This is a genomic window from Aminobacter sp. MDW-2 (assembly GCF_014250155.1).
Classification (GTDB): Bacteria; Pseudomonadota; Alphaproteobacteria; order Rhizobiales; family Rhizobiaceae; genus Aminobacter; species Aminobacter ciceronei.
The window spans coordinates 3,935,736-3,958,050 of record NZ_CP060197.1 but is presented as its reverse complement, the minus strand read 5'-3'; the positions used below and the strand labels follow the sequence as shown (position 1 = coordinate 3,958,050).

Below are 22,315 nucleotides of genomic sequence, written 5' to 3'. Positions count from 1 at the left end.
GCGCCGCTTTTGCCTGGAGGGGCAGAAACTGTTCAGCGCGGGGCGCGCGGATTGCGCCAGCCCGGAAGCTGCACGCGGGCGGTCTGCACCTTGGTGCGGACGCGGTGAGCCTCCTGGTGGAGGCTGAAGGCGGTGGCGACAAGCATGGCCAGAGTCATGGCCGCGGCGAGCATGTAGATCATCATGGCGCTGTTCTCCTGCTGGAAACAACGGACGAGACGCTGTTTGGTTTCACCCACTATAATGACGTTCTATTCACATCCGCTTGAACTGATCCTGAGATTGCCGTTCATCTCGCATTCATCTCGTAAACCAATTTTCCGGTCGGAGACCGAGCAGGTTGGCGGCAATGCGCGCTTCCACCTTTGGCGCCGATGTTCTAGAAGCAGCCCATGACTGATCGCATCGCCATCTATGCCGGGTCGTTCGACCCGCTCACAAACGGCCATCTCGACGTGCTCAAGGCGTCGCTGGCCGTTGCCGACGTCGTCTATGCCGCTATCGGCATTCATCCCGGCAAGAAGCCTCTGTTTTCCTTCGAAGAGCGTGTGACGCTTATCGAGGAAGCGACGACGGCGGAATTCGGCGCCGATGGCGGACGCATCAAGGTGGTGGCCTTTGACGGGCTGGTGATCGACGCGGCGCGCAAGGAAGGCGCCTCGATCATGATCCGCGGCCTGCGCGACGGCACCGACCTCGACTATGAGATGCAGATGGCCGGCATGAACGAGACCATGGCACCGGAATTGCAGACCGTTTTCCTGCCGGCGAGCCCTTCGGTTCGCACCATTACCGCCACACTTGTCCGTCAGATAGCCTCGATGGGCGGCGACATACGTCCGTTCGTGCCGGCGGCGGTTGCCGGCGCGCTCAACGCCAAATTCGCGAAATAATTTTTCCGGAGTATCGAAACATGCAGCTTAGGAAGCTTGCCTCGTCCGTCGTCGTCCTCGCCGGCCTTTTGGCCGGATCGGCTGCAGCCATTGCTGCCGAGCCCGAGAACACCATGGTCATCACGCTGAAGGGCGGCGACGTGACCATCGCGCTGCGTCCCGACCTCGCGCCCAAGCATGTCGCGCAGATCAAGACGCTGGTGCGCGAAGGCGCCTATGACAACGTCGCGTTCCATCGCGTCATCGGCGGCTTCATGGCCCAGACCGGCGACGTCGAGTTCGGCGACATGAAGGATGGCTTTGATCCCAACCGCGCCGGCATGGGCGGCTCGAAGCTGCCGGACATCCAGGCGGAGTTCTCGCAGGAAAACTTCAAGCGCGGCGTCGTCGGCATGGCACGCTCGCAGGACCCGAATTCGGCGAATTCGCAGTTCTTCATCATGTTCGACACCGCGTCCTCACTCGACGGCCAGTACACCATCGTCGGCGACGTCGAGAGCGGCATGGATCTGGTCGACGCCATCAAGAAGGGTGACGCGGCCAATAACGGGTCGGTCAGCGACCCCGACCGCATGATCAAGGTCCGCATCGCCGCGGACGCCAAGTAAACGAAAACGAAGAGAAGGAATTTCATCATGGCCGAGATCAAGGATCGCGAGAACGCGCTGATCATGGAAACGACCAAGGGCAATGTGGTCATCGAGCTGTTCCCGGACCTGGCGCCCGGCCATGTCGGCCGCATCAAGGAACTGGCGCGCGAAGGCGCCTATGACGGCGTGGTGTTCCACCGCGTCATCGACGGCTTCATGGCCCAGACCGGCGACGTCAAGTTCGGCAAGTCGGGCGGCAAGGACTTCAACCCGTCGCGTGCCGGCATGGGCGGTTCGGACAAGCCGGACCTGAAGGCCGAGTTCAACAACATGAACCACGCCCGCGGCACCTGCTCGATGGCGCGTGCCCAGAACCCGAATTCGGCCAACTCGCAGTTCTTCATCTGCTTCGAGGATGCCGGCTTCCTGAACCGCCAGTACACGGTCTGGGGCCAGGTCATCGAAGGCATGGACAATGTCGACAAGATCAAGCGCGGCGAGCCGGTGCAGGATCCCGACAAGATCGTGTCGCTGAAGGTTGCGGCCGACGTCGCGGAATAACTGACAATGGCTGGCGCTCTCTGGTCGCTTCTCGGCGTTCTGGCGGGCGCCTTCATTGCCATTCAGGCACCGATTAATGCGCAGCTGGCGCGCGGCCTCGGCGTGCCCGTCGCGGCGGCTGCGATCTCTTTCCTCGCTGGTGCTGTCGTGCTCGGCGTGGTCACCTTGCTCACCACGCGCATGCCAGGCGCAGCTATCGACTGGAGAGCGCCGGCACCTTGGCTGTTCGTGACTGGCGGTGTGCTCGGCGCGGCCTACGTCACCTCGACCGTGCTGCTGACCCCACGCATCGGTGCGGCGGCATTGATGGCTTTCCTGGTGACGGGGCAGCTCTTGGCCGGCATGCTGGTCGACAAGGCCGGCATTTTGGGTGTTGCCGTGCGTGAGATTTCCATGGGCCGCATCGTCGGTGCCGTGCTTCTGCTCACCGGCGCGCTGATGATCCGTATCTACTGATGCGCGTTGATCTTTTCGATTTCGAGCTGCCGGAGGCGAACATTGCGCTGCGCCCGGCCGAACCGCGCGACATGGCGCGGCTTTTGTGCGTGCGGCCGGACGAAGCGCTGGCCGATCTGTCGGTGCGCGACCTGCCGTCGCTGCTGAACCCTGGCGATGTGCTGGTGCTCAACGACACGCGCGTCATTCCGGCTCAGCTCAAGGGTGTTCGGGTGCGTGGCGAGGCCGTGGCGCATGTCGATGCGACACTGCACATGCGCACCGCACCCGACCGCTGGCTTGCCTTCATGCGGCCAGGCAAGCGGGTTGCCATAGGCGACCGCATCCGGTTCGGCCACGATGCCGAGGCCTGCATGCTCGGCCAGCTCGACGCCACGGTGTTGGAAAAAGGCGAGGGTGGTGAGGCGCTTCTGGCCTTCGACCTCTCTGGACCGGGGCTTGATGAGGCGTTGCATGCCGTCGGCCACATTCCGCTGCCGCCCTATATCGCTTCGAAGCGCCCGGATGATGAGCGCGACCGCAAGGACTACCAGACCGTTTATGCCCGCGAAGAGGGGGCTGTTGCTGCGCCCACCGCCGGCCTGCATTTCACGCCGGAATTGTTTGCGGCGCTCGAGGCGCGCGGCATCGAAAAGCAGTTCGTGACGCTGCATGTCGGCGCCGGCACTTTTTTGCCCGTAAAGGCCGATGACACCGCCGACCACAAGATGCATTCGGAGGTCGGGTACGTTTCGGCCGAGACTGCAACCGTGCTGAATGCGGCGCGGGCGCGGGGCAACAAGGTGGTTGCCGTCGGCACCACGTCGCTGCGCCTGATGGAGAGTGCCGCGCGCGAAGACGGTACCTTGGCCGCCTGGTCAGGCCCGACCGACATCTTCATCACACCCGGCTACCGATTCAAATTCGTCGATGCGCTGATGACCAACTTCCACCTGCCGCGCTCGACGCTGTTCATGCTGGTTTCGGCCTTTGCCGGACTGGAGCGCATGCGCGATGTCTATGCGCATGCCATTTCGAGCGGCTACCGCTTCTATTCCTACGGCGATTCAAGCCTGCTGTTCAGGGACGACCGATGAGTTCTGAGTTCACCTTCAAGCTGCTCGCGACCGACGGCAAGGCGCGGCGCGGTGAAATCACCATGCCACGCGGCATCATCCGTACGCCGGCCTTCATGCCTGTCGGCACAGGCGGCACTGTCAAGGCGATGTATATGGATCAGGTGCGCGGCGTCGGCGCCGACATCATCCTCGGCAACACTTATCATCTGATGCTGCGTCCCGGCGCGGAACGGGTGGCCAAGCTCGGCGGCCTGCACGACTTTGCTCGTTGGCCGCATCCGATCCTGACCGATTCCGGCGGCTTCCAGGTGATGTCGCTGTCGAAGCTGCGCAAGATCAGCGAAAAGGGCGTGACCTTCCGCTCGCATATCGATGGCGCGCCCTACGAGATGTCGCCGGAGCGTTCGATCGAGATCCAGGGGCTGCTCGATTCCGACATACAGATGCAGCTCGACGAATGCACGGCGCTGCCGTCGACGCCGAAGGAAATCCAGCGCGCCATGGAAATGTCGCTGCGCTGGGCCGAGCGCTGCAAGACCGCCTTCGGCGACCAGCCGGGCAAGGCAATGTTCGGCATCGTGCAGGGCGGCGATATCCCTGACATGCGCGTGCGCTCGGCGCAGGCGCTGACGGGGCTGGAGCTCAAGGGTTATGCCGTCGGCGGCCTCGCCGTCGGTGAGCCGCAGGAGGTGATGCTCGACATGCTCGACATCACCTGTCCGGAACTGCCGCAGGAGAAGCCGCGCTATCTGATGGGCGTCGGTACGCCCGACGACATCATCAAGTCGGTGGCGCGTGGCATCGACATGTTCGATTGCGTGATGCCGACGCGGGCTGGCCGCCACGGCCTTGCCTATACACGCCGCGGCAAGGTGAACCTGCGCAATGCGCGCCACGCTGACGATCCGCGGCCGCTGGACGAGGAAAGCGATTGCCCGGCGGCGCGCGACTATTCGCGCGCCTACCTGCATCATCTGGTGCGGTCGGGCGAGGCACTGGGCGCGATGCTGCTGACCTGGAACAACCTGTCCTATTACCAGCACCTGATGAGCGAGATCCGTGCCTCGATCGAGGCCGGGCGTTTTGCCGACCGTACCACGGAGATCAGCGAAGGATGGGCGCGCGGCGACATCCCGCTGCACAAGGGCTGAGGTCAGCCGCTCACAGCTCTTTCTCGGCCAGTTCGCGGAAGGCATCGGGCACGGACCCCGCGTGCCCGAGCGCGACCGAGGCGTAGCCGACCGCTTCCCAGCCGAAACGTTCGCGGATCGCGTCCATGGCACGGTCAGCGCCCCAGCGCGCCTGGCCTTTTCGCGTGCCTGGTCGGTGTTTTTCGTCGGCGAGCCCAAGCGGCAGTTCGAGCTGCAGGCCGGAATGTTCCTCGAGATGCGAGACAGAGATTGCCAGAAGCGATATGGCGCGTTCGCTCGGGTACTGGGCGAGCACGCCGCGCACCAGTTCTTCGGCGACTTCCGTGATCATTGCGGTGGCCGAGATCGGCGCGTCGAGCGTGATTGACCGCGTCACCGAACGCAGGTCGGCAAAGCGGACGCGGGCGGTGATGGTGCGACCGGGGCGTGATTTGGCCCGGAGGCGCGAAGCGACGCGGTCGGCGAGGTGGCGCAGGGCAGGCACGTAGATATCGGGCCGCGCCGGTTTCATACCGAGCGCCGACTGCGCGCCGGCGGAATGGGCGCGGCGATGCGGCTGGAGGCGGCGTGGATCGCGGTTCCAGGCAAGTGCCGCCAGCTTTTCGCCTGATGCGTGACCGAGCAGGCGTTCGAGCACATGCCGGTTGGCGTTGGCCAGTTGGCCGATGGTGGTGATGCCGGCGTCCGCCAGGCGCGTTTCGGTCGCTGGGCCTACACCCCACATCAGGCCGACAGGCAAGCCGTGCAGGAATGCGATTTCCGCACTGCCATCGACCACGACGATGCCGTCGGGCTTGGCGACCTGCGAGGCGATCTTGGCGAGGTGCTTGGTGCGGGCGACGCCGACTGACATCGGCAGGCCGAGTTCGGTCCGGACCCTGTTCCTGATCTTCTGCGCGATCTCCTCGGGCGAACCGAACAGGTGGGTGCAGCCGGCGACGTCGGCGAAGGCCTCATCGATGGAGATGCGCTCGACCAGCGGCGTGAAATCGCCGAGCACCGCGATCGCTGCGTCGCCCAGACGCTGGTACTCCCTGAAATTGCCGCCGACGAAGATGAGGCCGGGGCACAGTTCGCGGGCGCGCCGGCCCGGCATGCCGCCATGGACGCCGAACGCCTTGGCTTCGTAGGACGCGGCGAGCACCACCCCGCCGCCGACGGCGATGGGCTGCCCGCGCAGGCTCGGGTCGAGCAACTGTTCGACCGACGCATAGAAGGCGTCGAGGTCGGCATGCAGGATGGTGGCTGCGCTTTCCATAGAGGCGATCTGTCGAGAGTGTTCGGAACATAAAGAGAACATACATGCGAAAAGTCAAGCGCGCTGGCGCAAGCGGTGGCGTCCGGTGCGGGCTTATGGAAATCGCTGGCGTCGACTATGGTGCCGCAATCCAAGGAGAATCCCATGACTGTTTCGCTGCGCGTTCCAACATTTGAAGACGTCAGGGTTGCGGCTTCGCGCATCGCTGGCGAGGCGCATCGGACCCCGGTGCTGACCTCGCGCGCTGCCAATGCCAAGATTGGCGGCGAGCTGTTCTTCAAGGCCGAGAATTTGCAGCGCGCCGGTGCTTTCAAGTTCCGCGGTGCCTACAACGCCGTTTCGGCGCTGTCGCCGGAAGCCAGGCAGAAGGGCGTCGTCGCTTTTTCCTCTGGCAACCACGCTCAGGCGCTCGCCTATGCGGCGACGCTGCTCGACGCGCCGTCTGTCATCGTGATGCCCAAGGACGCCCCCGAGATCAAAGTTGCGGCGACCCGGGGCTATGGCGCTGAGGTGGTGTTCTTCGACCGCTACAAGGATGATCGCGAGGCGATGGCGCGCGGGATTTCCGAGGAACGCGGCATGACCGTCATCCCGCCCTTTGATCACCCCGACATCATTGCCGGCCAGGGCACGGCGGCACTTGAACTGATCGACGAGGTTGGACAGCTCGACATCCTCATCGCGCCGCTCGGAGGCGGCGGCCTGCTTGCCGGCTGTGCGCTGAGCGCCAAGGCACTGGCGCCTGGCTGTCGCGTCATCGGCGTTGAGCCGGAGGCCGGCAATGACGGGCAGCAGTCGCTGCAGAAGGGTGAGGTGGTTCGCATCGCGCCGCCGAAGTCGATCGCCGATGGGGCGCTGACCACCTATGTCGGCGACCACAATTTTCCGATCCTGCAGGCCAAGGTCGACGGCATCGTCACGGTCAGCGATGCGCAACTGGTGTCGACGATGCGCTTCTTTGCCGAACGCATGAAGCTGATTGTCGAACCGACCGGCTGTCTGGCGGCGGCGGCAGCGCTCAACGGCGTCGTCGACTGTGCGGGCAAACGCGTCGGTATCGTGCTCAGCGGCGGCAATGTCGACCTGAAGGCATTGAGTGGGTTCTTCGCCGACGCCTGACGTCTGACCTGAGCCTGTGGCGCGCAACTCTCCGCCTGAAGGCGTTGTGTCCGCGCCACAGCGACCACGCAACGCTCGTTCCCGAAGATTTGGTGGCTGGACGTGGCAAGCAAGTCCGTCGTATGGCGCGGACATGCTTGGCCGCGCGAAGGTCAGCGGAAATTGCTGTAGATCAGACGGGGCAGGCGCGCATGAACAACAGATACGGAACGCTCGCCTCCTGGGTCTACAATCTCGACAAGCCGGTTGGGCGCTCTTTCGGAGACATCGAATATTATCGTGGGCGTCTTGCGGATTGTGCCGGCTCCATCCTGGAGCCTGCTGTCGGCAATGGTCGCTTTTTCGTGCCGATGCTGGAAGCCGGTTTCGACATCAGCGGCTTCGACCCCTCGAACGAGATGCTTGGCTATTGTCGGAGGGCCTGTGCGGAGCGCTCGCTCGACGAGGGGCGGATCAGCCATGGGACGTTCGAGACCTTTGCCTACGATCGCCGCTTTGCGGCAATCGTCGTGCCGCTTGGCTCGTTCCAGCTGATCACCGACATGGCTGCGGCGAAGGCCGTTTTGCGGCGGTTCTTCGATCATCTGGCGCCGGGCGGGCGGCTGATGATCGACCTGGACGCCATCGGCGGCTTCCTGGGCGAGGGCGGCCGGGTGCGGAGTTGGGCCACCTGGGACGGCGATCTGATGACGCTGACCGATGCGCGCGTTTCAACCGACTATGTCGCGCAGACCACCGTGACGCATCTGCGCTACGAACTGTGGAAGGACACCAAGCTCGTCGATTCCGAACTGGAGCTGTTCAGCCTGCGTTGGTGGGGCGTCGAGGAATTTGCCATGGCGCTGCGTGAAACGGGTTTCGTCGACGTCGTCGCCTCTGGTGACTATCGTTACGGCCAGGCGCCGGCCACTGGCTGCGAGACGATCAGCGTCGAGGCGCGCCGGCCGGAATGAAATCAATGGCTTGAACCAAGGCGGCAGCTCGACTATCTAGCAGCCATCAGTAATTTCAACAGGATGTGTGCCTCAATGGATTTTTGCCCGACAGCAACGCCGAACCGCATTGCCATTGGGGAATTCCATGCCTGCATCAATCTCTCTGTCGAATATTGCCTGGTCCACGCCTGACGGCCGGACGCTCTTTTCCAATCTATCGCTGAACTTCGAAGCAGGCCGTTCGGGGCTTGTCGGACGCAATGGCGTTGGCAAGTCGACGCTTCTGCATCTGATATCGCGCTCCTTGCTACCGGAGACCGGCAATGTATCCGTCGCTGGCACGCTAGGGCTGCTGCGCCAGGCGGCGCAGATCTCGCCAGGCGAAACCGTGGCCGACCTGTTCGGGGCATCTGAGGGGCTCGACCTGCTGCGGCGTGCTGGGGCCGGACTTGCCAGTGTCGAGGAATTGACCAATGCCGACTGGACGCTGGAGGCACGTATCGAGGCTGCACTCGCCCGCGTCGGGTTGAGCGCGGAGCCTGCCACGGCGCTCGATGCCCTGTCGGGCGGCCAGCGTACGCGTGCGGGGCTCGCCGCGCTGGTCTTTGGCGAGCCCGACTTCATCCTGCTCGACGAGCCGACCAACAATCTCGATCGTGACGGCCGGAAGGCGGTGATCGACCTGCTGGCCGGCTGGCGCACCGGGGCTATCGTCGTCAGCCACGACCGCGAGCTGCTCGACACCATGGACGCCATAGTCGAGCTGACGTCGCTGGGCGCGACGCGTCATGGCGGCAACTGGAGCCATTATCGCGAGCGCAAGGCGATCGAACTGGCCGCGGCCGAGCACGATCTGCTCGACGCTGAACGACGTGTGTCGGAGGTTGCCGTGAAAGGCCAGGCGACGGCCGAGCGCAAGGCACGCAAGGACGGTGCCGGCAAACGCAAAGCGGCCAAGGGTGACATGCCACGCATCCTGATGAACGGGCTGAAAAACCGCGCCGAGAACACATCAGGCGAAAACATCCGCCTGGCCGAGCGCCGGCGCGCCCAGGCGGAAGCAGATGCCGCCGCCGCCCGCGAGCGGATCGAGGTGCTGCAGCCCATCTTGCTGAAATTGCCGTCGACGGGCCTGCCGCCCACGAAGTCGGTGCTGCGCGTTGATCGGCTGACGGCTGGCTACGAGCCGGGAAGGTCGGTCATTTCGGACTTTTCCCTCGCTGTGACCGGGCCGGAGCGTGTCGCGCTGGTGGGCGGCAACGGCAGCGGCAAGACAACGCTGCTCAAGGCGATCTCGGGCGAACTCGAGCCATGGGCGGGCAGTGTCTCCATACTGACCGCCTATGCCATGCTCGACCAGCAGGTCGGCTTGCTCGACGCCAAGGCTTCGATCCGCGACAACTTCCGCCGCATCAATCCCGAGGCGGACGAAAATGCCTGCCGTGCGGCGCTGGCGCGCTTCATGTTCCGTGCAGATGCGGCGTTGCAGGTCGCGAGCAGCCTGAGCGGCGGCCAGTTGCTGCGGGCTGGACTGGCCTGCGTGCTCGGCGGCAAGGCGCCGCCAGCGTTGCTGATCCTCGACGAGCCGACCAATCATCTCGACATCGACGCCATCGAGGCCGTGGAAGCCGGATTGCGCGGCTATGACGGGGCGCTGCTGGTGGTCAGCCACGACCAGGCATTCCTCGAGGCGATCGGGATCACCAGGCGGGTCGACTTGGCTGACAGGAGCCGGATGCGTTCGGGCGATCGTCGGTCGCGGCTCTGATCAGGTGCTGAGCGAGTTTGAGGCACGCAGGCTGACGCCGGTGATGCGCCAGACGCCGTCGGGCTGGAGTTCGAGCGTGTAGACGGCTTCGTAGTCCTTTCCGTCGGCACCGACGATGATCACCTGCTGGACGATCGATGTCGGGCTCGTTTCCTGGAATTTTCCAAAGGAGAAGCTCTGCGGCTTGTGCACTGGCTTGTACGCGCCCGTGACCATGTTCATGAAAGTGTCGAGGGTCGGGAAAATGCGCTTCACATTGGGGGCGGCGTAGCTGTAGGCAGTGGCGTCGTTGCCCGAGCGGAAGGCATGGAGCTGGCCCGAAATGCTGTCTTGTGCTGCCTTGATTTCGGCCTCACCGGCATAGGCCGGGAGGGAAATGAGCAGGCAGGCAAAAAGGGCGGCGCGGCGCATGAGGTTCTCCGGTCGCCAACCATGGGCGATGCCAGCAGACACGCTGGACCGCGCAAAATGGTTGCATCGGCAAGGAGTTTATCAGATCAGCCGGTTGCGCATCAGGCATTCCCGTGCTGTTGGGAGGACAGGCTGCAGCTCCGTTCGCAGGTTCGGGAAAGTCGTCGCACCGTAATCAAATCTCTTTGCCGTGGTCACAACGCAGCTGTCGCTTGAAAGGCATGGTCCGTTCTGCGACAAGACGGGCAACGATGGAACGGACCAAGCGATGAAGACCTTTTTCGTGCAGATCAAATGTGAGCTCGGCAAGGCCTATGAGGTGGCGAGCGCATTGGCGGACGCCGAAATCGCCTCGGAGATCTATTCGACTGCCGGCAACTACGACCTGCTGGTCAAATTCTACGTCGATGACGAAGAGGACATCGGCCACTTCGTCAACGAACGAGTCCATGCCATCGGCAACATCAAGGATACCTTCACCACGGTGACGTTCCGCGCGTTCTGAGCGGGACAAGGGCAGGGATCTGCTCATATCGCCTGCATACTGCCGAAAATACGGGCAATTTTCCGATAAATAAGCCGGCTGTCGCCAAAACCGGCGATTGCGCTTGATTTTCTCTCCCGAGGTCATTTCACTGGCCAAGAGGGGAGTTTGCCATTGGTTGCGTTCGACGAAATGCTGCCGGCAGAAGCCGGTTTGAGAAGACCCTATGAGGCCTATGACGGCTGGCTGAAAAACCAGGACCCCGCCCGACTTACTGAAAAAATGCGCGATGCCGAGCGCGTTTTTCGCAAGACCGGCATCACCTTTGCCGTCTATGGCGAGCAGGAAGCATCGGAACGGCTGATCCCGTTCGACATCGTCCCCCGCATCATTTCAGGCAATGAATGGCGCCGGCTGACGCAGGGCATCGAGCAGCGCGTTCAGGCGCTCAACGCTTTTCTCGACGACATCTATCATCGCCAGGAGATCCTCAGGGCAGGGCGCGTGCCACGCGAGCTGATCGCCACCAATGAGGCCTTCCTGCCGGAGATGATCGGGGTTCGGCCGCCGGCGGGCGTCTACACCCACATCATCGGCGTCGACATTGTACGCATCGCCGAAAACGAGTTCTACGTGCTCGAGGACAATGCGCGCACGCCCTCGGGCGTATCCTACATGCTGGAGAACCGCGAGACGATGCTCCAGCTCTTTCCCGAGCTGTTCCAGCGCATCAAGGTGCATCCGGTCGAGAACTATCCGCAACTGCTCAGGCAGTCGCTGGCGGCGGTGAAGCCGAACGGTGTGAACGGTGCGCCGACTATTGCCGTGCTGACGCCGGGCAGCTTCAACTCGGCCTATTTCGAGCATGCGTTTTTGGCCGACCAGATGGGCGTGCAGCTTGTCGAGGGACAGGATCTGCGCGTCGTCGACGGCCATGTCGCGATGCGCACGACCGAAGGCTACAAGCAGATCGACGTGCTCTACCGCCGCGTCGACGACGCCTATCTCGACCCGCTGACCTTCAAGCCGGATTCGGCACTCGGCGTGCCCGGCATCATGGACGTCTACCGCGCCGGCAACATCACGATTGCCAATGCGCCAGGCACCGGTATCGCCGACGACAAGGCGATCTATTCCTACATGCCCGAGATCATCGAGTTCTACACCGGCCGCAAGCCGATCCTCGGCAACATCCCGACGTGGCGCTGCTCGGAAGCAAACAGCCTGAAATATGTCCAGGAGCATCTGGCCGAGCTGGTGGTCAAGGAAGTGCACGGCTCGGGCGGCTACGGCATGCTGGTCGGCCCTGCGGCTACTAGGAAGGAGCGCGAGGAGTTTTCCAAGAAGCTCGCGGCCCGGCCGTCGAACTACATCGCCCAACCGACGCTATCGCTATCGACCTGCCCGATCCTGACCGAGAAGGGGCTTGCCCCCAGGCATGTCGACCTCAGGCCGTTCGTGCTGGTCTCCGACCGTATCCGCATTGTGCCGGGCGGGTTGACGCGTGTGGCCCTCAAGGAGGGGTCGTTGGTGGTGAATTCATCGCAAGGTGGCGGGACCAAGGATACCTGGGTTCTGGACGACTAGGGGGACGTTGATTTTTCATGCTTCTGGGACGCACCGCCAACGGCCTCTACTGGATGAACCGCTATATCGAGCGGACCGAGAACATGGCGAGGCTGATCGATGCCGGCCTGCGCATCGCGCTGACCCGCAGCCAGGATGCCTCCGAGGAATGGAAATCGGTGCTGCTCTCCGCCGGTGCTGCCAGCTCTTTTGCCGGGAAACACTCAGACTACACGGCGGAAAACGTTGCCGATTTCCTGTTGCGCGACATGTCGAACCCGTCGAGTGCCGTGGCGGCGATGGAGACCGCGCGCAACAATGCGCGCATGGTGCGCACGGCCTTGACGCGGGAGACCTGGGAGAGCATCAACGAAGCGTGGATGGCGCTGAAGCGCATGCTGGCGTCTCCGATCGATCAGCGCGAATTGCCCGGCGTGCTCGACGCCATCAAGCGTGAAACCGCGCTGATCCGCGGTTCGTTCTATGGAACGATGCTACGCAACGAGATCTTCGATTTCGCTCAGCTCGGCACCTACATGGAACGCGCCGACAACACCGCGCGTATCCTCGATGTCAAATATTACGTGCTTTTGCCCTCGGTCTCCTGGGTTGGCTCGTCGCTCGACAACTACCAGTGGGAATCAATCTTGCGGTCGGTTGCGGCGCACCGGTCCTATCGCTGGGTCTACGAGGCCGAATACAAGCCAACCAACATCGCCGAGTATCTGATCCTCAATGCGCGCATGCCGCGTTCGCTGTCGTTCAGCTATCGCTTCCTTGCCGAGCATCTGAAGTTCCTCGGCGAGGACTATGGCGCCCGGCATCCGGCGCAGGAGATCGCCGAGCGGATCTATGCCCGTCTGCGTGGCACCGAAATCAAGGATATCTTCGAAACCGGTCTGCACGAGTTCCTGGCCGACTTCATCAGGGACAATAACCGGCTGGGCGATCAGGTCGCCCAGGATTTCGGCTTTTATTGATCGGATAGGATGATGCGGCTCAAGGTCAGCCACCGCACCGAATACAGCTATGACGAGCCGATCCGCTACGGCTTGCAGCGGCTCAGGCTGTGGCCCGCGAGCGGTCCGGCGCAGACGATGCTGACCTGGGCGCTGCACATCGAAGGCGCGCGGGAGGAGGTGCGTTTCCTCGATCAGTTCGGCAACGACACGCGGCTTCTGTCCATCGATGGAGATCCGCATACGATCAGCGTGGTGGCTGAAGGCGAGATAGAGACCAACGATACGGCTGGTGTTTCGGGACCACATCGCGGTTTTGCGCCGCTCTGGCTGTTCGAACACCAGACGCCGCTGACGGCGCCCGGCACAGCGATCCGCGATCTGGCGGCAAGCGTCGGCGATGGAGGCGATCTGCAGCGGCTGCACGGGTTGATGGCGCTCATCCAGCAGCGGATAGCTTATGTCACCGGCACGACGGACTCGCGCACGACCGCCGAGGAAGCACTGGTGAAAGGGACCGGCGTCTGCCAGGACCACTCACATGTATTTGCCGCTTCGGCCCGGCTGCTTGGTTTTCCCGCGCGCTATGTCAGCGGCTACCTGATGATGAACGACCGGGTCGACCAGGTTGCCACGCACGCCTGGGCGGAGGCCTATGTCAGCGACCTCGGCTGGGTCGGCTTCGATGCAGCCAACGGCATGTCGCCCGACGAACGCTATGTGCGCGTGGCTGTCGGCCGCGACTATCGCGAGGCGATGCCGATAGCCGGCATTCTGATCGGGCATGCGCAGGAACGGCTTGCAGTCCACATCACGGTAGAGCAGTAATCCGGCATAAGAACATTCGCCGGAACTGGAATCGATGACCTATTGCGTCGGCATGAAAATTGACCGTGGCCTGGTGTTCATGTCGGACACGCGGACCAATGCCGGGGTCGACAATATCTCTACCTTTCGCAAGATGCGCATCTGGGAGCAACCGGGCGAGCGCGCGGTCGTCTTGATGTCGGCCGGTAATCTGGCCACCACGCAGGCCGTGGTCAGCCTGCTCGACGAGCGCACCAAGGCTGCCGCCGAGCGTGCGCCGACGCTGCTCGAAGCGCCTTCGATGTTCCAGATCGCACGCATCGTCGGCGACACGGTCAAGGAAGTGATCGCCCAATCGGCCCCGGCCGGCCAGACAGCGGATGCTGCCTTCAACGCCTCCTTCATTCTCGGCGGCCAGGTCAAAGGCAGCGAACCCCGACTGTTCATGATCTATCCCGAAGGCAATTTCGTCGAATGCAGCGACGACACGCCGTTCTTCCAGATCGGCGAGACCAAATATGGCAAGCCGATCATCGTGCGCGCCTATGACCGCGCAATGAGCTTTGCTGAAACGGTGAAGCTTTTGATGGTGTCGTTCGATTCGACGCTGAAATCGAACCTGTCGGTCGGCCTGCCGCTCGATCTGGCGTTCTACGAGAAGGACAGTTTCAAGATCGGGCTGAAGAGGCGCATCGGCCCCGACGATCCCTATTACCGGAGTGTGTCCGAAGGCTGGTCGGATGCCTTGAAGGCCGCGTTCCAGAGCTTGCCCGATTTCATCGAATAATCGAATGCCTGGCCGGTCCTGAGGCTGATGGGGAGGGAGAATTGCCATGCATAGCGAGGCGTTTCGCCATTGGTCGCAGAAGGCCGCCGAATGGGGCGCCGACTATCGTGACGGCCTGCGCGACCTGCCGGTGCGACCGCGCCTCGAGCCGGGCCAGGTGCTGAACTCGATTGCCGCCAGCCCGCCTGAGGCCGCCGAGCCGATGGACGAGATCTTCGCCGACTTCGAGGCCAAGATCGTGCCGGGCATGACGCATTGGCAGCATCCGCGCTTTTTCGCCTATTTCCCGGCCAATGCGGCACCGGTGTCTGTGGTGGCGGAGTATCTGGTGAGCGCAATGGCGGCGCAATGCATGCTGTGGCAGACCTCGCCCGCAGCGACCGAACTCGAGACCCGCGTCGTCGACTGGATGCGCCAGGCCCTCGGTCTGCCTGAAAGCTTTACCGGTGTGATCCAGGATTCGGCCTCGTCGGCGACGCTTGCCGCCGTGCTGACGATGCGCGAACGCGCACTCGACTGGCAGGGCAACAAGTCGGGCCTGTCGGCTGCGCCCCGGATCCGCGTCTACTGCTCGGAGCACGTGCACACGTCGATCGATCGCGCCATCTGGATATCAGGCATTGGCGATGACAATCTGGTGCGCATTCCGAGCGAGGGGCGCTTTCGTGCCTTGTCGCCCGAGGGACTGGATGCGGCAATCGTCGAGGACCGCAACAATGGCCTGCTGCCGGCTGGCATCATTGCCTGTGTCGGCGGCACCAGCGTGGGCGGCACTGACGACGTGGCGGCGGTCGTGGAGGTGGCCAGGCGCCACGGCCTCTACGTTCATGTCGACGCCGCCTGGGCTGGCTCGGCGATGATCTGCCCGGAGTTCCGCCATTTCTGGGCAGGTGTCGAGGGCGTGGATTCCATTGTCTTCAATCCGCATAAGTGGCTGGGGGCGCAGTTCGACTGTTCGATCCAGTTCATCCGCGATCCCGAAAGCCTCGTACGCACGCTGGCGATCCGGCCGGAGTTCCTGAAGACGCATGGCCGCGACGGGATCACCAATTATTCGGAATGGTCGGTGCCGCTCGGCCGACGCTTCCGGGCGCTGAAATTGTGGTTTCTGCTGCGTGCGCATGGGCTGGATGGCTTGCGCGGGATGATCCGCAATCATGTCAGATGGAGCGAGGGGCTGGCGCAGCGGCTGGGTCGTGAGGTCGATTTCGAGATCACCAGCGAGCCGATGCTGTCGCTGTTTTCGTTCCGCCATACGCCGCCGGGCGTTGACGATCTCGACGACCACAATCTGGTGCTGGTCGAGGCGATCAATCGCGACGGACGCATTTATCTGACGCAGACGCGGCTCGACGGGCGCGCCGTAATCCGCTTCCAGGCCGGGCAGTTCGAGGCGACGGAAGCCGATGTCGACACGGCTTTCGAGGTGATCGTCGAGATCGCACGGGCTGCGGGATAGGCGTCAATCGTAGCAAAGACCAGCCGGAACAGGACGTTCCGGCTGGCTTCATTGTTCAGGCAATGTGTCAGGCGCTCTGGATGTAGGGCAGCACCTCGATCGTGCCGCGATAGATCATCTCGCCGGCGACATAGAGGATGATGACCAGGCCGACATAGGCGATCCAGCGGTGCTTCTGCAGCAGGTTGGCGATGAAGCTCGCGGCAACGCCCATCAGCGCGATCGACAGCACCAGGCCGAAGATCAGAACGTTGGGATGGTCGCGCGCGGCACCGGCGACGGCCAGCACATTGTCGAGAGACATCGAGACGTCGGCGATGAGGATCTGCCAGGCGGCCTGGGCAAAGGTCTTGCGCGGCGCGGTACCCGCGACCTTGCCGTCCTTGTCGATATCCTGGTCGGACAAGGCTTCGACGGCCTGGGTTTCCTCGGCATGGCTGTGGCGGAGTTCACGCCACATCTTCCAGCACACCCACAGAAGCAGCACGCCACCGGCGAGCAGCAGGCCGACGATCTGGAGAAGCTGGGTCGTTGCAGCGGCAAAGCCGATACGGAGCACCGTTGCGGCGATGATACCGACCAAGATCGCCTTGGCGCGCTGGTCCTTGGGCAGGCCCGCGGCGGCGAGGCCGATGACGATGGCATTGTCACCGGCCAGAACCAGATCGATCATGATGACCTGGAAGAGGGCGGTCAGGGCCTCGGGGGTAAAGAATTCTGTCATATGGCACCCTTTGCTTTCAGCAAGGGCGGCGTGGCTTGCAGACATGATATGCCGCACCGGGATGGCTCCGGTCGAGCAAGAATCAGGACGTGCTGAGTGGTGAATGCATGTTGAGCCAGGCCGCCGGATTGGAAACTCCAGTCCGACATCGCAGCCATGGTGACTGCCAGAGGGGCCCGGCCTGGGTGGCAGGTTGGTAATCGATCGCTGCACGGATTTCAAGGCCGAAACCGCATTTGTTCCACATCCCGCGGAGGCCGGATATTCGACCAATGCGGCTTCGATGTGACTTTCGAAGTGCCTTTTCACTGCTTTCGTTCTGGCCTATCGTTGCTCAAAACGAAATTCAGGGAACGCTCATCATGTATCTGTCGCCGCGCCAGTCCGAGATCATCCAACTGGCCAAGGACAACGGACGCGTGCTGGTCGACGACCTGGCGAGCCATTTCCAGGTGACGCCGCAGACGATCCGCAAGGATCTCAACGATCTCTGCGACCAGCGGCTGTTGAGCCGCATCCATGGCGGGGCGCTATTCCCCTCTGGCATCGAGAACCTCGAATATGAGGCGCGGCGCAAGATTGCCGCCGACGAGAAGGACGCGATCGGCCAGGCGGCGGCGCGCATCATTCCCGACAACGCCTCTTTGTTCGTCAATATCGGCACCACCACGGAGGCCGTCGGCAAGGCGCTGCTCGACCATAAGGGGCTGATGGTCATCACCAACAACATCAACGTCGCCAACAGGATGCGGGTCTACCCTGACATGGAGGTGGTGATCGCCGGTGGTGTGGTGCGCGGCTCGGACGGTGGCATCGTCGGCGAGGCGGCGGTCGACTTCATCCGCCAGTTCAAGGTCGATTATGCGGTGATCGGCGCCTCGGCGATCGACCATGATGGCGCTTTGCTCGACTTCGACTTCCGCGAAGTCAAGGTGGCGCAGGCAATCATCGCCAACGCACGCCACGTCATCCTTGTCTCCGACCAGACCAAGTTCGAGCGCACCGCACCGGTGCGCATCGCGCATCTGTCGCAAATGGACACCTTCATCACCGACCATTGCGACATTCCCAGCATCCGCAAGATCTGTGCGGAATCGGACGTGCAACTCGTCGAAACGAAAAGACCCGCGCCGTGAGCGCGGGTCCTGAGTGAGCGCGCCTGAGCGTCAGCGTGCCTAGTAAGGCGAATAACACTGCTGGCGCGGCCCGTTATAGGGCTGGAAGGTGTTGTCATAGGCCCGGTAGGACCGGTAGCGGTCATAACACCATTGGACATGCGCATTGCCGTAGCGGCTCGGCTGGACGTAGCGGGGCTGGGGCTGGTTGGCGATGGCGCCGCCGATGATCGCACCCGCTATGAAGGCGCCTGCCGGGAACCAGAAATTGTTGTGGCGACGATAGCCGGGTCGGTAGTCGCGATAACCGCGATGACCATTGAAATACACCACGTCGCCACGTTCGCGATAGAAACCGCTGCGCGGTGCGCGGAAATGGCTGGCGCTGTCGCTGCGCATCACACGGCGCTTTTTCCAGTAGCCGTCATACTGGACCTGTTGGATAGCCGTGTCGGCCTGGGGAGCTTTGGGCACGAAGGCCGGCGCCGCCATCGCCTCGGCCACAGGCAGCACCGCAAATGAAGCCGCGATGGCCGTTGCCATGACGCTTGAGATGAATTTGTTCATGATCGTTTCCTCGTAAAGCGGATGTTCCTTCACGGGCATAACGGCGGGAGACGACAATTGTTCCTGGGGCGGCGAGACGGAATCAGCAGATCCAAGGTTCGAATCCCTGGGCGCTCACCTTTCTGCGTCACAGCATTTTCCGCATCGAACTGCCAATGCCACCTGCGGCCGCAGGCATGTTTCGCCTTGTCGTGGCGCAAGCGTGATCGGTTTCAAGGAAATCCGGTACGCAGTCATGGAACACGAGGCATTCCGGCGAACGATCGATTTTGCTCGCCGATTTTTCGTCATCCGGCGTTCATCGTGAACATGAGAAGTTTGGACAACACGATAGCCAGCGCTACCCGCACTGGCATGGGCATGGCGTCCGAACAGTTCACCGATGCTGACGTCATGTTGCGGGAGTTTGTGTCGGAAGGTGCTTCTGACGTCTTCCACGTTCACTACGATGACTACGCCCGTAACGCGTCAGCACTGCGCGGTCTTTTCGACTTCCTCGGCGCCTCGTTCAACGAGGCTAGCATCCGGGACGTACTCAACAAGAAGCACTCAACATTCGCTGAACCCGTTTCCGCATGAACAAGCCGGAAACGCCGTGCGAGAAAAGTTTCTCCACACTTCTCCCTTTTATCCCTCGTTCCGTTTCCGTTCACGGAAGCCGACAACGCTGAAGACCTTGATCTGTAAGGGTTTGAGCGACCCGAGACATAGGTGACGTTTCGTACCGGACACATGGGTAACACTTTTGGCTTTTGGCCGGAGGTGTTGATGCCGTGGAAGGAGAGTTCGGTGATGGAGGAACGTCTTCGTTTTGTTGCGCGGCTTCTGGATGGCGAGGGCATGAGTGATGTGTGCCGAGAGTTCGGGATTTCCCGCAAGACCGGCTACAAGATCCTCAACCGCTACAAGGACGACGGCCTGGAGGCGCTGACCGACCGGTCACGGCGGCCGGTCCGCTATGCCAACCAACTGCCCTGTCAGATCGAGCAGGCGATTGTGAAGGCCAAGAAGGACAAGCCGCACCGGGGCGCCAGGAAGATCCGTGAGCTTCTGGTGCGCAAGCTGGCCGGCGACGTTCGGCTGCCGTCGACGAGCACGGTCCATGCCGTGCTCGACCGCCACGGCCTTGTCACGCGCGCCCGTCAGAGGCGGCGCTGCAAGGCCGAGGGCACGCCGCTGTCGGCGGCATGCTGCCCCAACGATCTGTGGTGTGTCGATTTCAAGGGCGAGTTCAGGCTCGGCAATCGCCAGTACTGTTACCCTTTGACGGTGACTGACCAGGCCTCGCGCATGATCCTTCTGTGCGAAGCCCTCGAATCAACGCGGGAGGTGCCCGTCGTCGAAGCCTTCGTGAGGTTGTTCAAGCAGCGCGGTCTGCCGGCGGCGATCAGAAGCGACAACGGGCTGCCCTTCGCCTCTCCCAACGGGCTCTACAATCTGTCCAGGCTCTCGGTCTTCTGGCTGCGGCTGGGCATCGACATCGAGCGCATCAAACCCGGCAACCCGCAGCAGAACGGCAGGCATGAGCGTATGCACCGGACCCTCAAGCAGGAGACGACCCGGCCGCCGGGCATGAACATTCTACAGCAGCAGGCCAGGTTCGATGCATTCGTCAGCGAATTCAATGCCGAACGACCGCACCAAGCGATCGGCATGAAGGTGCCGGACGAACTCTATAAGCCCTCTTCAAGAGCCTATGAGGGGCTGCCAGACCTGCATTACCCCTTCCATGACCGCGACATCCTCGTCACCGCCTGTGGCCGCATCTGCATGCACCGCAAGAAGATCAATATCTCGACCGTGCTCGCCGGCCAGAGGCTCGGAATCACTGAAGTCGACGACGCCATTTGGCTCGTCTCCTTCATGCACTATGATCTTGGCTATATCGACCTCGAACAGAGGACCCTGCAGACCATCGACAACCCGTTCGGCACGAGGTTGTCACCCATGTCTTAGGTACAAACTGTTACCTATGTCTTCGGGCTGTACACAGTTTGAAGGTGGTGAGCGCGCAGGGATTCGAACCCTGGACCTACTGATTAAAAGTCAGTTGCTCTACCGGCTGAGCTACGCGCTCCCGGGGGCGTATGGCGACCCCGAAATTGCGGCGGAACATAGGGAGAGTGTCCCGGCGGGTCAACCGGAAAAACATCATTGCAAACAGGCTGTCGAATGGCCACCGGCAATTGGCTCTCGACCCTGCAACTCAACTCGCTCGGCATTTCCTGGCAACCCCTCACGCGCGTAATATTACCTCTTGGTGATATTGCTGGCATCCGGCAGCGCTGCTAGACATCGGGGGCCCAATATCGGGCTTATCGTTTTGGACATTTGATAGATGCGTATTCTTTTGAAACTCGCCGTTGCTTCCGTTTTCGCAACTTCCGTCATTCCCGCCGTCGCACAGGCAGAAGATCTTGTTTTCACGCTCAAGAACGGCACGAAATCGGTGCTGACGAATTTCTACGCCTCGCCGGTTGGCGTTGACCAGTGGGAAGACGACATCTTCGGCCGCGACACGCTGGGCGCAGGCGAAAGCATGCAGATCACCATCGCCGATGGCCGCAGCGTCTGCGAATACGACATGCGCTTCGAATTCGAGGAAGGCTCAGACCTCGACACCACCGAGGACAAGCAGAACCTCTGCGAACTCGGCGAATACACGATCCACGAATAGGGCTGGCTTCGAGCAAGCCCCGGGCTGGTCACGCCGCGAATAGATTCGGCACCTTTTGCGCCGAACCCCGAATAGAGTGGCTATCGGCAATGCACGCCGCAGGAACGCCGAAGAAAACTGCACCGGGCCGGAAGCAACCGGCCCGTCTGCCACAAAATGGTGATTGGTACCTGATTGCCGCTGCCGCTATAGCGGCCCTGCACATTGTGGAGCGGCATTGAATGGCATTGGACGTCGGTTATCTCAGCGCATTGGGGGCGGGCGCCCTGTCGTTCCTGTCGCCTTGCGTGCTGCCGCTGGTGCCGCCTTACCTCTGCTACATGGCGGGCGTTTCGGTCGACGACTTCCGGGCCGAGGGCGGGGCCGCAACCGTTTCCCGCGCCCGCGGCGCGCTTTTGACCGCGTCGGCCTGCTTCGTGCTCGGTTTTTCCACCGTCTTCGTGGCGCTGGGTGCTGGCGCCTCGACGATCGGGCAGCTGTTGCGAACCTGGCAGGAACCGCTGGCGATGGCGGCTGGCGTGCTGATCATCCTGATGGGCCTCAATTTCCTCGGCATCCTGCGCATTCCGCTGTTTTCGCGCGAGGCGCGCTTCCAGTCGCAAGGCAAGCCGGCGAGCAATCTCGCCGCCTATCTGATGGGCCTAGCCTTTGCCTTTGGCTGGACGCCGTGCATCGGACCGGTGCTGGGGCCGATCCTGACGCTGGCCGGCGGCCGCGAGACGGTGGGAGAGGGCGCTGCCCTGCTGGCTGTCTATTCGCTCGGCCTTGGCATTCCGTTCCTGATCGCGGCGCTGTTTTCGGGCGCTTTCATGCGGTTCCTGCAGAAGTTCCGCGTCCATCTCGGCAAGGTCGAAAAGGCCATCGGTGCGCTTCTGGTGGTTGCAGGCGTGCTGTTCCTGACCGGTGGCGTGCAGACCGCATCCTACTGGTTGCTGGAGCGCTTTCCGGTGCTCGGCCAGCTCGGCTAGCT

25 protein-coding genes and 1 tRNA gene are annotated in these 22,315 nt (G+C 62.5%); 20 read left to right on the top strand and 6 right to left on the bottom strand.

What is annotated here, in order from left to right; genetic code table 11:
- Positions 1-32: 32 nt before the first annotated feature.
- Positions 33-185: a hypothetical protein gene (locus H5P29_RS19550; RefSeq protein ID WP_165915867.1), complete on the bottom strand. Its 153-nt coding sequence runs from the start codon at positions 183-185 to the stop codon at positions 33-35.
- A gap of 207 nt (positions 186-392) precedes the next feature.
- On the opposite strand from H5P29_RS19550, the gene coaD reads away from it, so the two are divergent.
- The 6 genes from coaD (at position 393) to tgt (ending at position 4,709) form a co-directional block, all read left to right on the top strand.
- Entirely contained in the window at positions 393-893 is a 501-nt protein-coding gene (coaD, locus tag H5P29_RS19545; RefSeq protein WP_067962246.1) for a pantetheine-phosphate adenylyltransferase, read from the top strand.
- Positions 894-1,006: 113 nt separating this feature from the next.
- On the top strand, positions 1,007-1,501 hold the full coding sequence (locus tag H5P29_RS19540) for a peptidylprolyl isomerase (protein ID WP_246341036.1): 495 nt from the start codon (positions 1,007-1,009) through the stop codon (positions 1,499-1,501).
- Between the two features lie 27 nt (positions 1,502-1,528).
- Positions 1,529-2,044, top strand: a complete 516-nt coding sequence (locus H5P29_RS19535; protein ID WP_067962242.1) for a peptidylprolyl isomerase — start codon at positions 1,529-1,531, stop codon at positions 2,042-2,044.
- A 6-nt stretch (positions 2,045-2,050) separates the two neighbouring features.
- Complete coding sequence (locus H5P29_RS19530) at positions 2,051-2,500, top strand: DMT family transporter (RefSeq protein WP_067962240.1); 450 nt, start codon at positions 2,051-2,053, stop codon at positions 2,498-2,500.
- On the top strand, positions 2,500-3,576 hold the full coding sequence (gene queA / locus H5P29_RS19525) for a tRNA preQ1(34) S-adenosylmethionine ribosyltransferase-isomerase QueA (RefSeq protein ID WP_067962238.1): 1,077 nt from the start codon (positions 2,500-2,502) through the stop codon (positions 3,574-3,576). The genes H5P29_RS19530 and queA overlap by 1 nt, the downstream gene beginning before the upstream one ends.
- Positions 3,573-4,709 (top strand): tRNA guanosine(34) transglycosylase Tgt, encoded by a 1,137-nt coding sequence (tgt, locus tag H5P29_RS19520; protein WP_154387048.1) that lies wholly within the window; start codon positions 3,573-3,575, stop codon positions 4,707-4,709. The genes queA and tgt overlap by 4 nt, the downstream gene beginning before the upstream one ends.
- A 10-nt stretch (positions 4,710-4,719) precedes the next feature.
- Here tgt and dinB read toward each other — a convergent pair whose 3' ends face one another.
- The gene (gene dinB, locus H5P29_RS19515; RefSeq protein ID WP_154387047.1) at positions 4,720-5,967 is read right to left on the bottom strand and encodes a DNA polymerase IV; all 1,248 of its coding nucleotides are present in this window, start codon (positions 5,965-5,967) and stop codon (positions 4,720-4,722) included.
- A 144-nt stretch (positions 5,968-6,111) separates the two neighbouring features.
- On the opposite strand from dinB, the gene H5P29_RS19510 reads away from it, so the two are divergent.
- From H5P29_RS19510 to H5P29_RS19500, 3 genes are all read left to right on the top strand, one after another.
- Complete coding sequence (locus tag H5P29_RS19510; protein WP_154387046.1) at positions 6,112-7,086, top strand: threo-3-hydroxy-L-aspartate ammonia-lyase; 975 nt, start codon at positions 6,112-6,114, stop codon at positions 7,084-7,086.
- A 191-nt stretch (positions 7,087-7,277) separates the two neighbouring features.
- Positions 7,278-8,039: a bifunctional 2-polyprenyl-6-hydroxyphenol methylase/3-demethylubiquinol 3-O-methyltransferase UbiG gene (locus H5P29_RS19505; protein ID WP_154387045.1), complete on the top strand. Its 762-nt coding sequence runs from the start codon at positions 7,278-7,280 to the stop codon at positions 8,037-8,039.
- Positions 8,040-8,166: 127 nt separating this feature from the next.
- Complete coding sequence (locus H5P29_RS19500; protein WP_154387044.1) at positions 8,167-9,789, top strand: ABC-F family ATP-binding cassette domain-containing protein; 1,623 nt, start codon at positions 8,167-8,169, stop codon at positions 9,787-9,789.
- Here H5P29_RS19500 and H5P29_RS19495 read toward each other — a convergent pair whose 3' ends face one another.
- The gene (locus H5P29_RS19495; RefSeq protein WP_154387043.1) at positions 9,790-10,200 is read right to left on the bottom strand and encodes a DUF4864 domain-containing protein; all 411 of its coding nucleotides are present in this window, start codon (positions 10,198-10,200) and stop codon (positions 9,790-9,792) included.
- A gap of 268 nt (positions 10,201-10,468) precedes the next feature.
- Here H5P29_RS19495 and H5P29_RS19490 point away from each other — a divergent pair, with 268 nt between their 5' ends.
- The 6 genes from H5P29_RS19490 (at position 10,469) to H5P29_RS19465 (ending at position 16,262) form a co-directional block, all read left to right on the top strand.
- Positions 10,469-10,705: an Lrp/AsnC family transcriptional regulator gene (locus H5P29_RS19490; RefSeq protein WP_067966581.1), complete on the top strand. Its 237-nt coding sequence runs from the start codon at positions 10,469-10,471 to the stop codon at positions 10,703-10,705.
- Between the two features lie 153 nt (positions 10,706-10,858).
- On the top strand, positions 10,859-12,271 hold the full coding sequence (locus tag H5P29_RS19485) for a circularly permuted type 2 ATP-grasp protein (protein WP_182575833.1): 1,413 nt from the start codon (positions 10,859-10,861) through the stop codon (positions 12,269-12,271).
- Between the two features lie 17 nt (positions 12,272-12,288).
- Complete coding sequence (locus H5P29_RS19480) at positions 12,289-13,230, top strand: alpha-E domain-containing protein (RefSeq protein WP_067962227.1); 942 nt, start codon at positions 12,289-12,291, stop codon at positions 13,228-13,230.
- Between the two features lie 12 nt (positions 13,231-13,242).
- Entirely contained in the window at positions 13,243-14,037 is a 795-nt protein-coding gene (locus tag H5P29_RS19475) for a transglutaminase family protein (protein WP_067966579.1), read from the top strand.
- A 34-nt stretch (positions 14,038-14,071) separates the two neighbouring features.
- A complete protein-coding gene (locus H5P29_RS19470) occupies positions 14,072-14,803 on the top strand; it encodes a proteasome-type protease (RefSeq protein ID WP_067962223.1) in 732 nt (243 codons plus the stop codon).
- Between the two features lie 46 nt (positions 14,804-14,849).
- The gene (locus tag H5P29_RS19465; RefSeq protein ID WP_154387041.1) at positions 14,850-16,262 is read left to right on the top strand and encodes a pyridoxal-dependent decarboxylase; all 1,413 of its coding nucleotides are present in this window, start codon (positions 14,850-14,852) and stop codon (positions 16,260-16,262) included.
- A 67-nt stretch (positions 16,263-16,329) separates the two neighbouring features.
- Here the strand turns inward: H5P29_RS19465 and H5P29_RS19460 are convergent, their stop codons facing one another.
- Positions 16,330-16,986 (bottom strand): TerC family protein, encoded by a 657-nt coding sequence (locus H5P29_RS19460; RefSeq protein ID WP_154387040.1) that lies wholly within the window; start codon positions 16,984-16,986, stop codon positions 16,330-16,332.
- Positions 16,987-17,348: 362 nt separating this feature from the next.
- On the opposite strand from H5P29_RS19460, the gene H5P29_RS19455 reads away from it, so the two are divergent.
- The gene (locus H5P29_RS19455; protein WP_067962218.1) at positions 17,349-18,122 is read left to right on the top strand and encodes a DeoR/GlpR family DNA-binding transcription regulator; all 774 of its coding nucleotides are present in this window, start codon (positions 17,349-17,351) and stop codon (positions 18,120-18,122) included.
- A gap of 39 nt (positions 18,123-18,161) precedes the next feature.
- Here the strand turns inward: H5P29_RS19455 and H5P29_RS19450 are convergent, their stop codons facing one another.
- Positions 18,162-18,668: a BA14K family protein gene (locus H5P29_RS19450; RefSeq protein WP_067966576.1), complete on the bottom strand. Its 507-nt coding sequence runs from the start codon at positions 18,666-18,668 to the stop codon at positions 18,162-18,164.
- A gap of 186 nt (positions 18,669-18,854) precedes the next feature.
- On the opposite strand from H5P29_RS19450, the gene H5P29_RS19445 reads away from it, so the two are divergent.
- Together H5P29_RS19445 and H5P29_RS19440 are read left to right on the top strand one after the other, a co-directional pair.
- Positions 18,855-19,247: a hypothetical protein gene (locus H5P29_RS19445; RefSeq protein ID WP_154387039.1), complete on the top strand. Its 393-nt coding sequence runs from the start codon at positions 18,855-18,857 to the stop codon at positions 19,245-19,247.
- 189 nt (positions 19,248-19,436) lie between these two features.
- Positions 19,437-20,624 carry an integrase core domain-containing protein gene (locus H5P29_RS19440; RefSeq protein WP_185910138.1) on the top strand — a complete coding sequence of 396 codons (1,188 nt, stop codon included), beginning with the start codon at positions 19,437-19,439 and terminating at the stop codon, positions 20,622-20,624.
- Positions 20,625-20,669: 45 nt separating this feature from the next.
- Here H5P29_RS19440 and H5P29_RS19435 read toward each other — a convergent pair.
- A tRNA-Lys gene (locus H5P29_RS19435) sits at positions 20,670-20,745 on the bottom strand.
- A gap of 261 nt (positions 20,746-21,006) precedes the next feature.
- Between H5P29_RS19435 and H5P29_RS19430 the strand changes: the two genes are divergently transcribed.
- Entirely contained in the window at positions 21,007-21,345 is a 339-nt protein-coding gene (locus tag H5P29_RS19430; RefSeq protein WP_067962214.1) for a hypothetical protein, read from the top strand.
- Positions 21,346-21,566: 221 nt separating this feature from the next.
- A complete protein-coding gene (locus H5P29_RS19425) occupies positions 21,567-22,313 on the top strand; it encodes a cytochrome c biogenesis CcdA family protein (RefSeq protein ID WP_067962212.1) in 747 nt (248 codons plus the stop codon).
- Positions 22,314-22,315 lie beyond the last annotated feature (2 nt).

Excerpts from the sequence above, each read along its gene's own strand:
- H5P29_RS19550 (WP_165915867.1), bottom strand. The coding sequence starts at position 185 with ATGATGATCTACATGCTCGCCGCGGCCATGACTCTGGCCATGCTTGTC.
- coaD (WP_067962246.1), top strand. The coding sequence starts at position 393 with ATGACTGATCGCATCGCCATCTATGCCGGGTCGTTCGACCCGCTCACA.
- H5P29_RS19540 (WP_246341036.1), top strand. The coding sequence starts at position 1,007 with ATGGTCATCACGCTGAAGGGCGGCGACGTGACCATCGCGCTGCGTCCC.
- H5P29_RS19535 (WP_067962242.1), top strand. The coding sequence starts at position 1,529 with ATGGCCGAGATCAAGGATCGCGAGAACGCGCTGATCATGGAAACGACC.
- H5P29_RS19530 (WP_067962240.1), top strand. The coding sequence starts at position 2,051 with ATGGCTGGCGCTCTCTGGTCGCTTCTCGGCGTTCTGGCGGGCGCCTTC.
- queA (WP_067962238.1), top strand. The coding sequence starts at position 2,500 with ATGCGCGTTGATCTTTTCGATTTCGAGCTGCCGGAGGCGAACATTGCG.
- tgt (WP_154387048.1), top strand. The coding sequence starts at position 3,573 with ATGAGTTCTGAGTTCACCTTCAAGCTGCTCGCGACCGACGGCAAGGCG.
- dinB (WP_154387047.1), bottom strand. The coding sequence starts at position 5,967 with ATGGAAAGCGCAGCCACCATCCTGCATGCCGACCTCGACGCCTTCTAT.
- H5P29_RS19510 (WP_154387046.1), top strand. The coding sequence starts at position 6,112 with ATGACTGTTTCGCTGCGCGTTCCAACATTTGAAGACGTCAGGGTTGCG.
- H5P29_RS19505 (WP_154387045.1), top strand. The coding sequence starts at position 7,278 with ATGAACAACAGATACGGAACGCTCGCCTCCTGGGTCTACAATCTCGAC.
- H5P29_RS19500 (WP_154387044.1), top strand. The coding sequence starts at position 8,167 with ATGCCTGCATCAATCTCTCTGTCGAATATTGCCTGGTCCACGCCTGAC.
- H5P29_RS19495 (WP_154387043.1), bottom strand. The coding sequence starts at position 10,200 with ATGCGCCGCGCCGCCCTTTTTGCCTGCCTGCTCATTTCCCTCCCGGCC.
- H5P29_RS19490 (WP_067966581.1), top strand. The coding sequence starts at position 10,469 with ATGAAGACCTTTTTCGTGCAGATCAAATGTGAGCTCGGCAAGGCCTAT.
- H5P29_RS19480 (WP_067962227.1), top strand. The coding sequence starts at position 12,289 with ATGCTTCTGGGACGCACCGCCAACGGCCTCTACTGGATGAACCGCTAT.
- H5P29_RS19475 (WP_067966579.1), top strand. The coding sequence starts at position 13,243 with ATGCGGCTCAAGGTCAGCCACCGCACCGAATACAGCTATGACGAGCCG.
- H5P29_RS19470 (WP_067962223.1), top strand. The coding sequence starts at position 14,072 with ATGACCTATTGCGTCGGCATGAAAATTGACCGTGGCCTGGTGTTCATG.
- H5P29_RS19465 (WP_154387041.1), top strand. The coding sequence starts at position 14,850 with ATGCATAGCGAGGCGTTTCGCCATTGGTCGCAGAAGGCCGCCGAATGG.
- H5P29_RS19460 (WP_154387040.1), bottom strand. The coding sequence starts at position 16,986 with ATGACAGAATTCTTTACCCCCGAGGCCCTGACCGCCCTCTTCCAGGTC.
- H5P29_RS19455 (WP_067962218.1), top strand. The coding sequence starts at position 17,349 with ATGTATCTGTCGCCGCGCCAGTCCGAGATCATCCAACTGGCCAAGGAC.
- H5P29_RS19450 (WP_067966576.1), bottom strand. The coding sequence starts at position 18,668 with ATGAACAAATTCATCTCAAGCGTCATGGCAACGGCCATCGCGGCTTCA.
- H5P29_RS19440 (WP_185910138.1), top strand. The coding sequence starts at position 19,437 with ATGCCGTGGAAGGAGAGTTCGGTGATGGAGGAACGTCTTCGTTTTGTT.
- H5P29_RS19430 (WP_067962214.1), top strand. The coding sequence starts at position 21,007 with ATGCGTATTCTTTTGAAACTCGCCGTTGCTTCCGTTTTCGCAACTTCC.
- H5P29_RS19425 (WP_067962212.1), top strand. The coding sequence starts at position 21,567 with ATGGCATTGGACGTCGGTTATCTCAGCGCATTGGGGGCGGGCGCCCTG.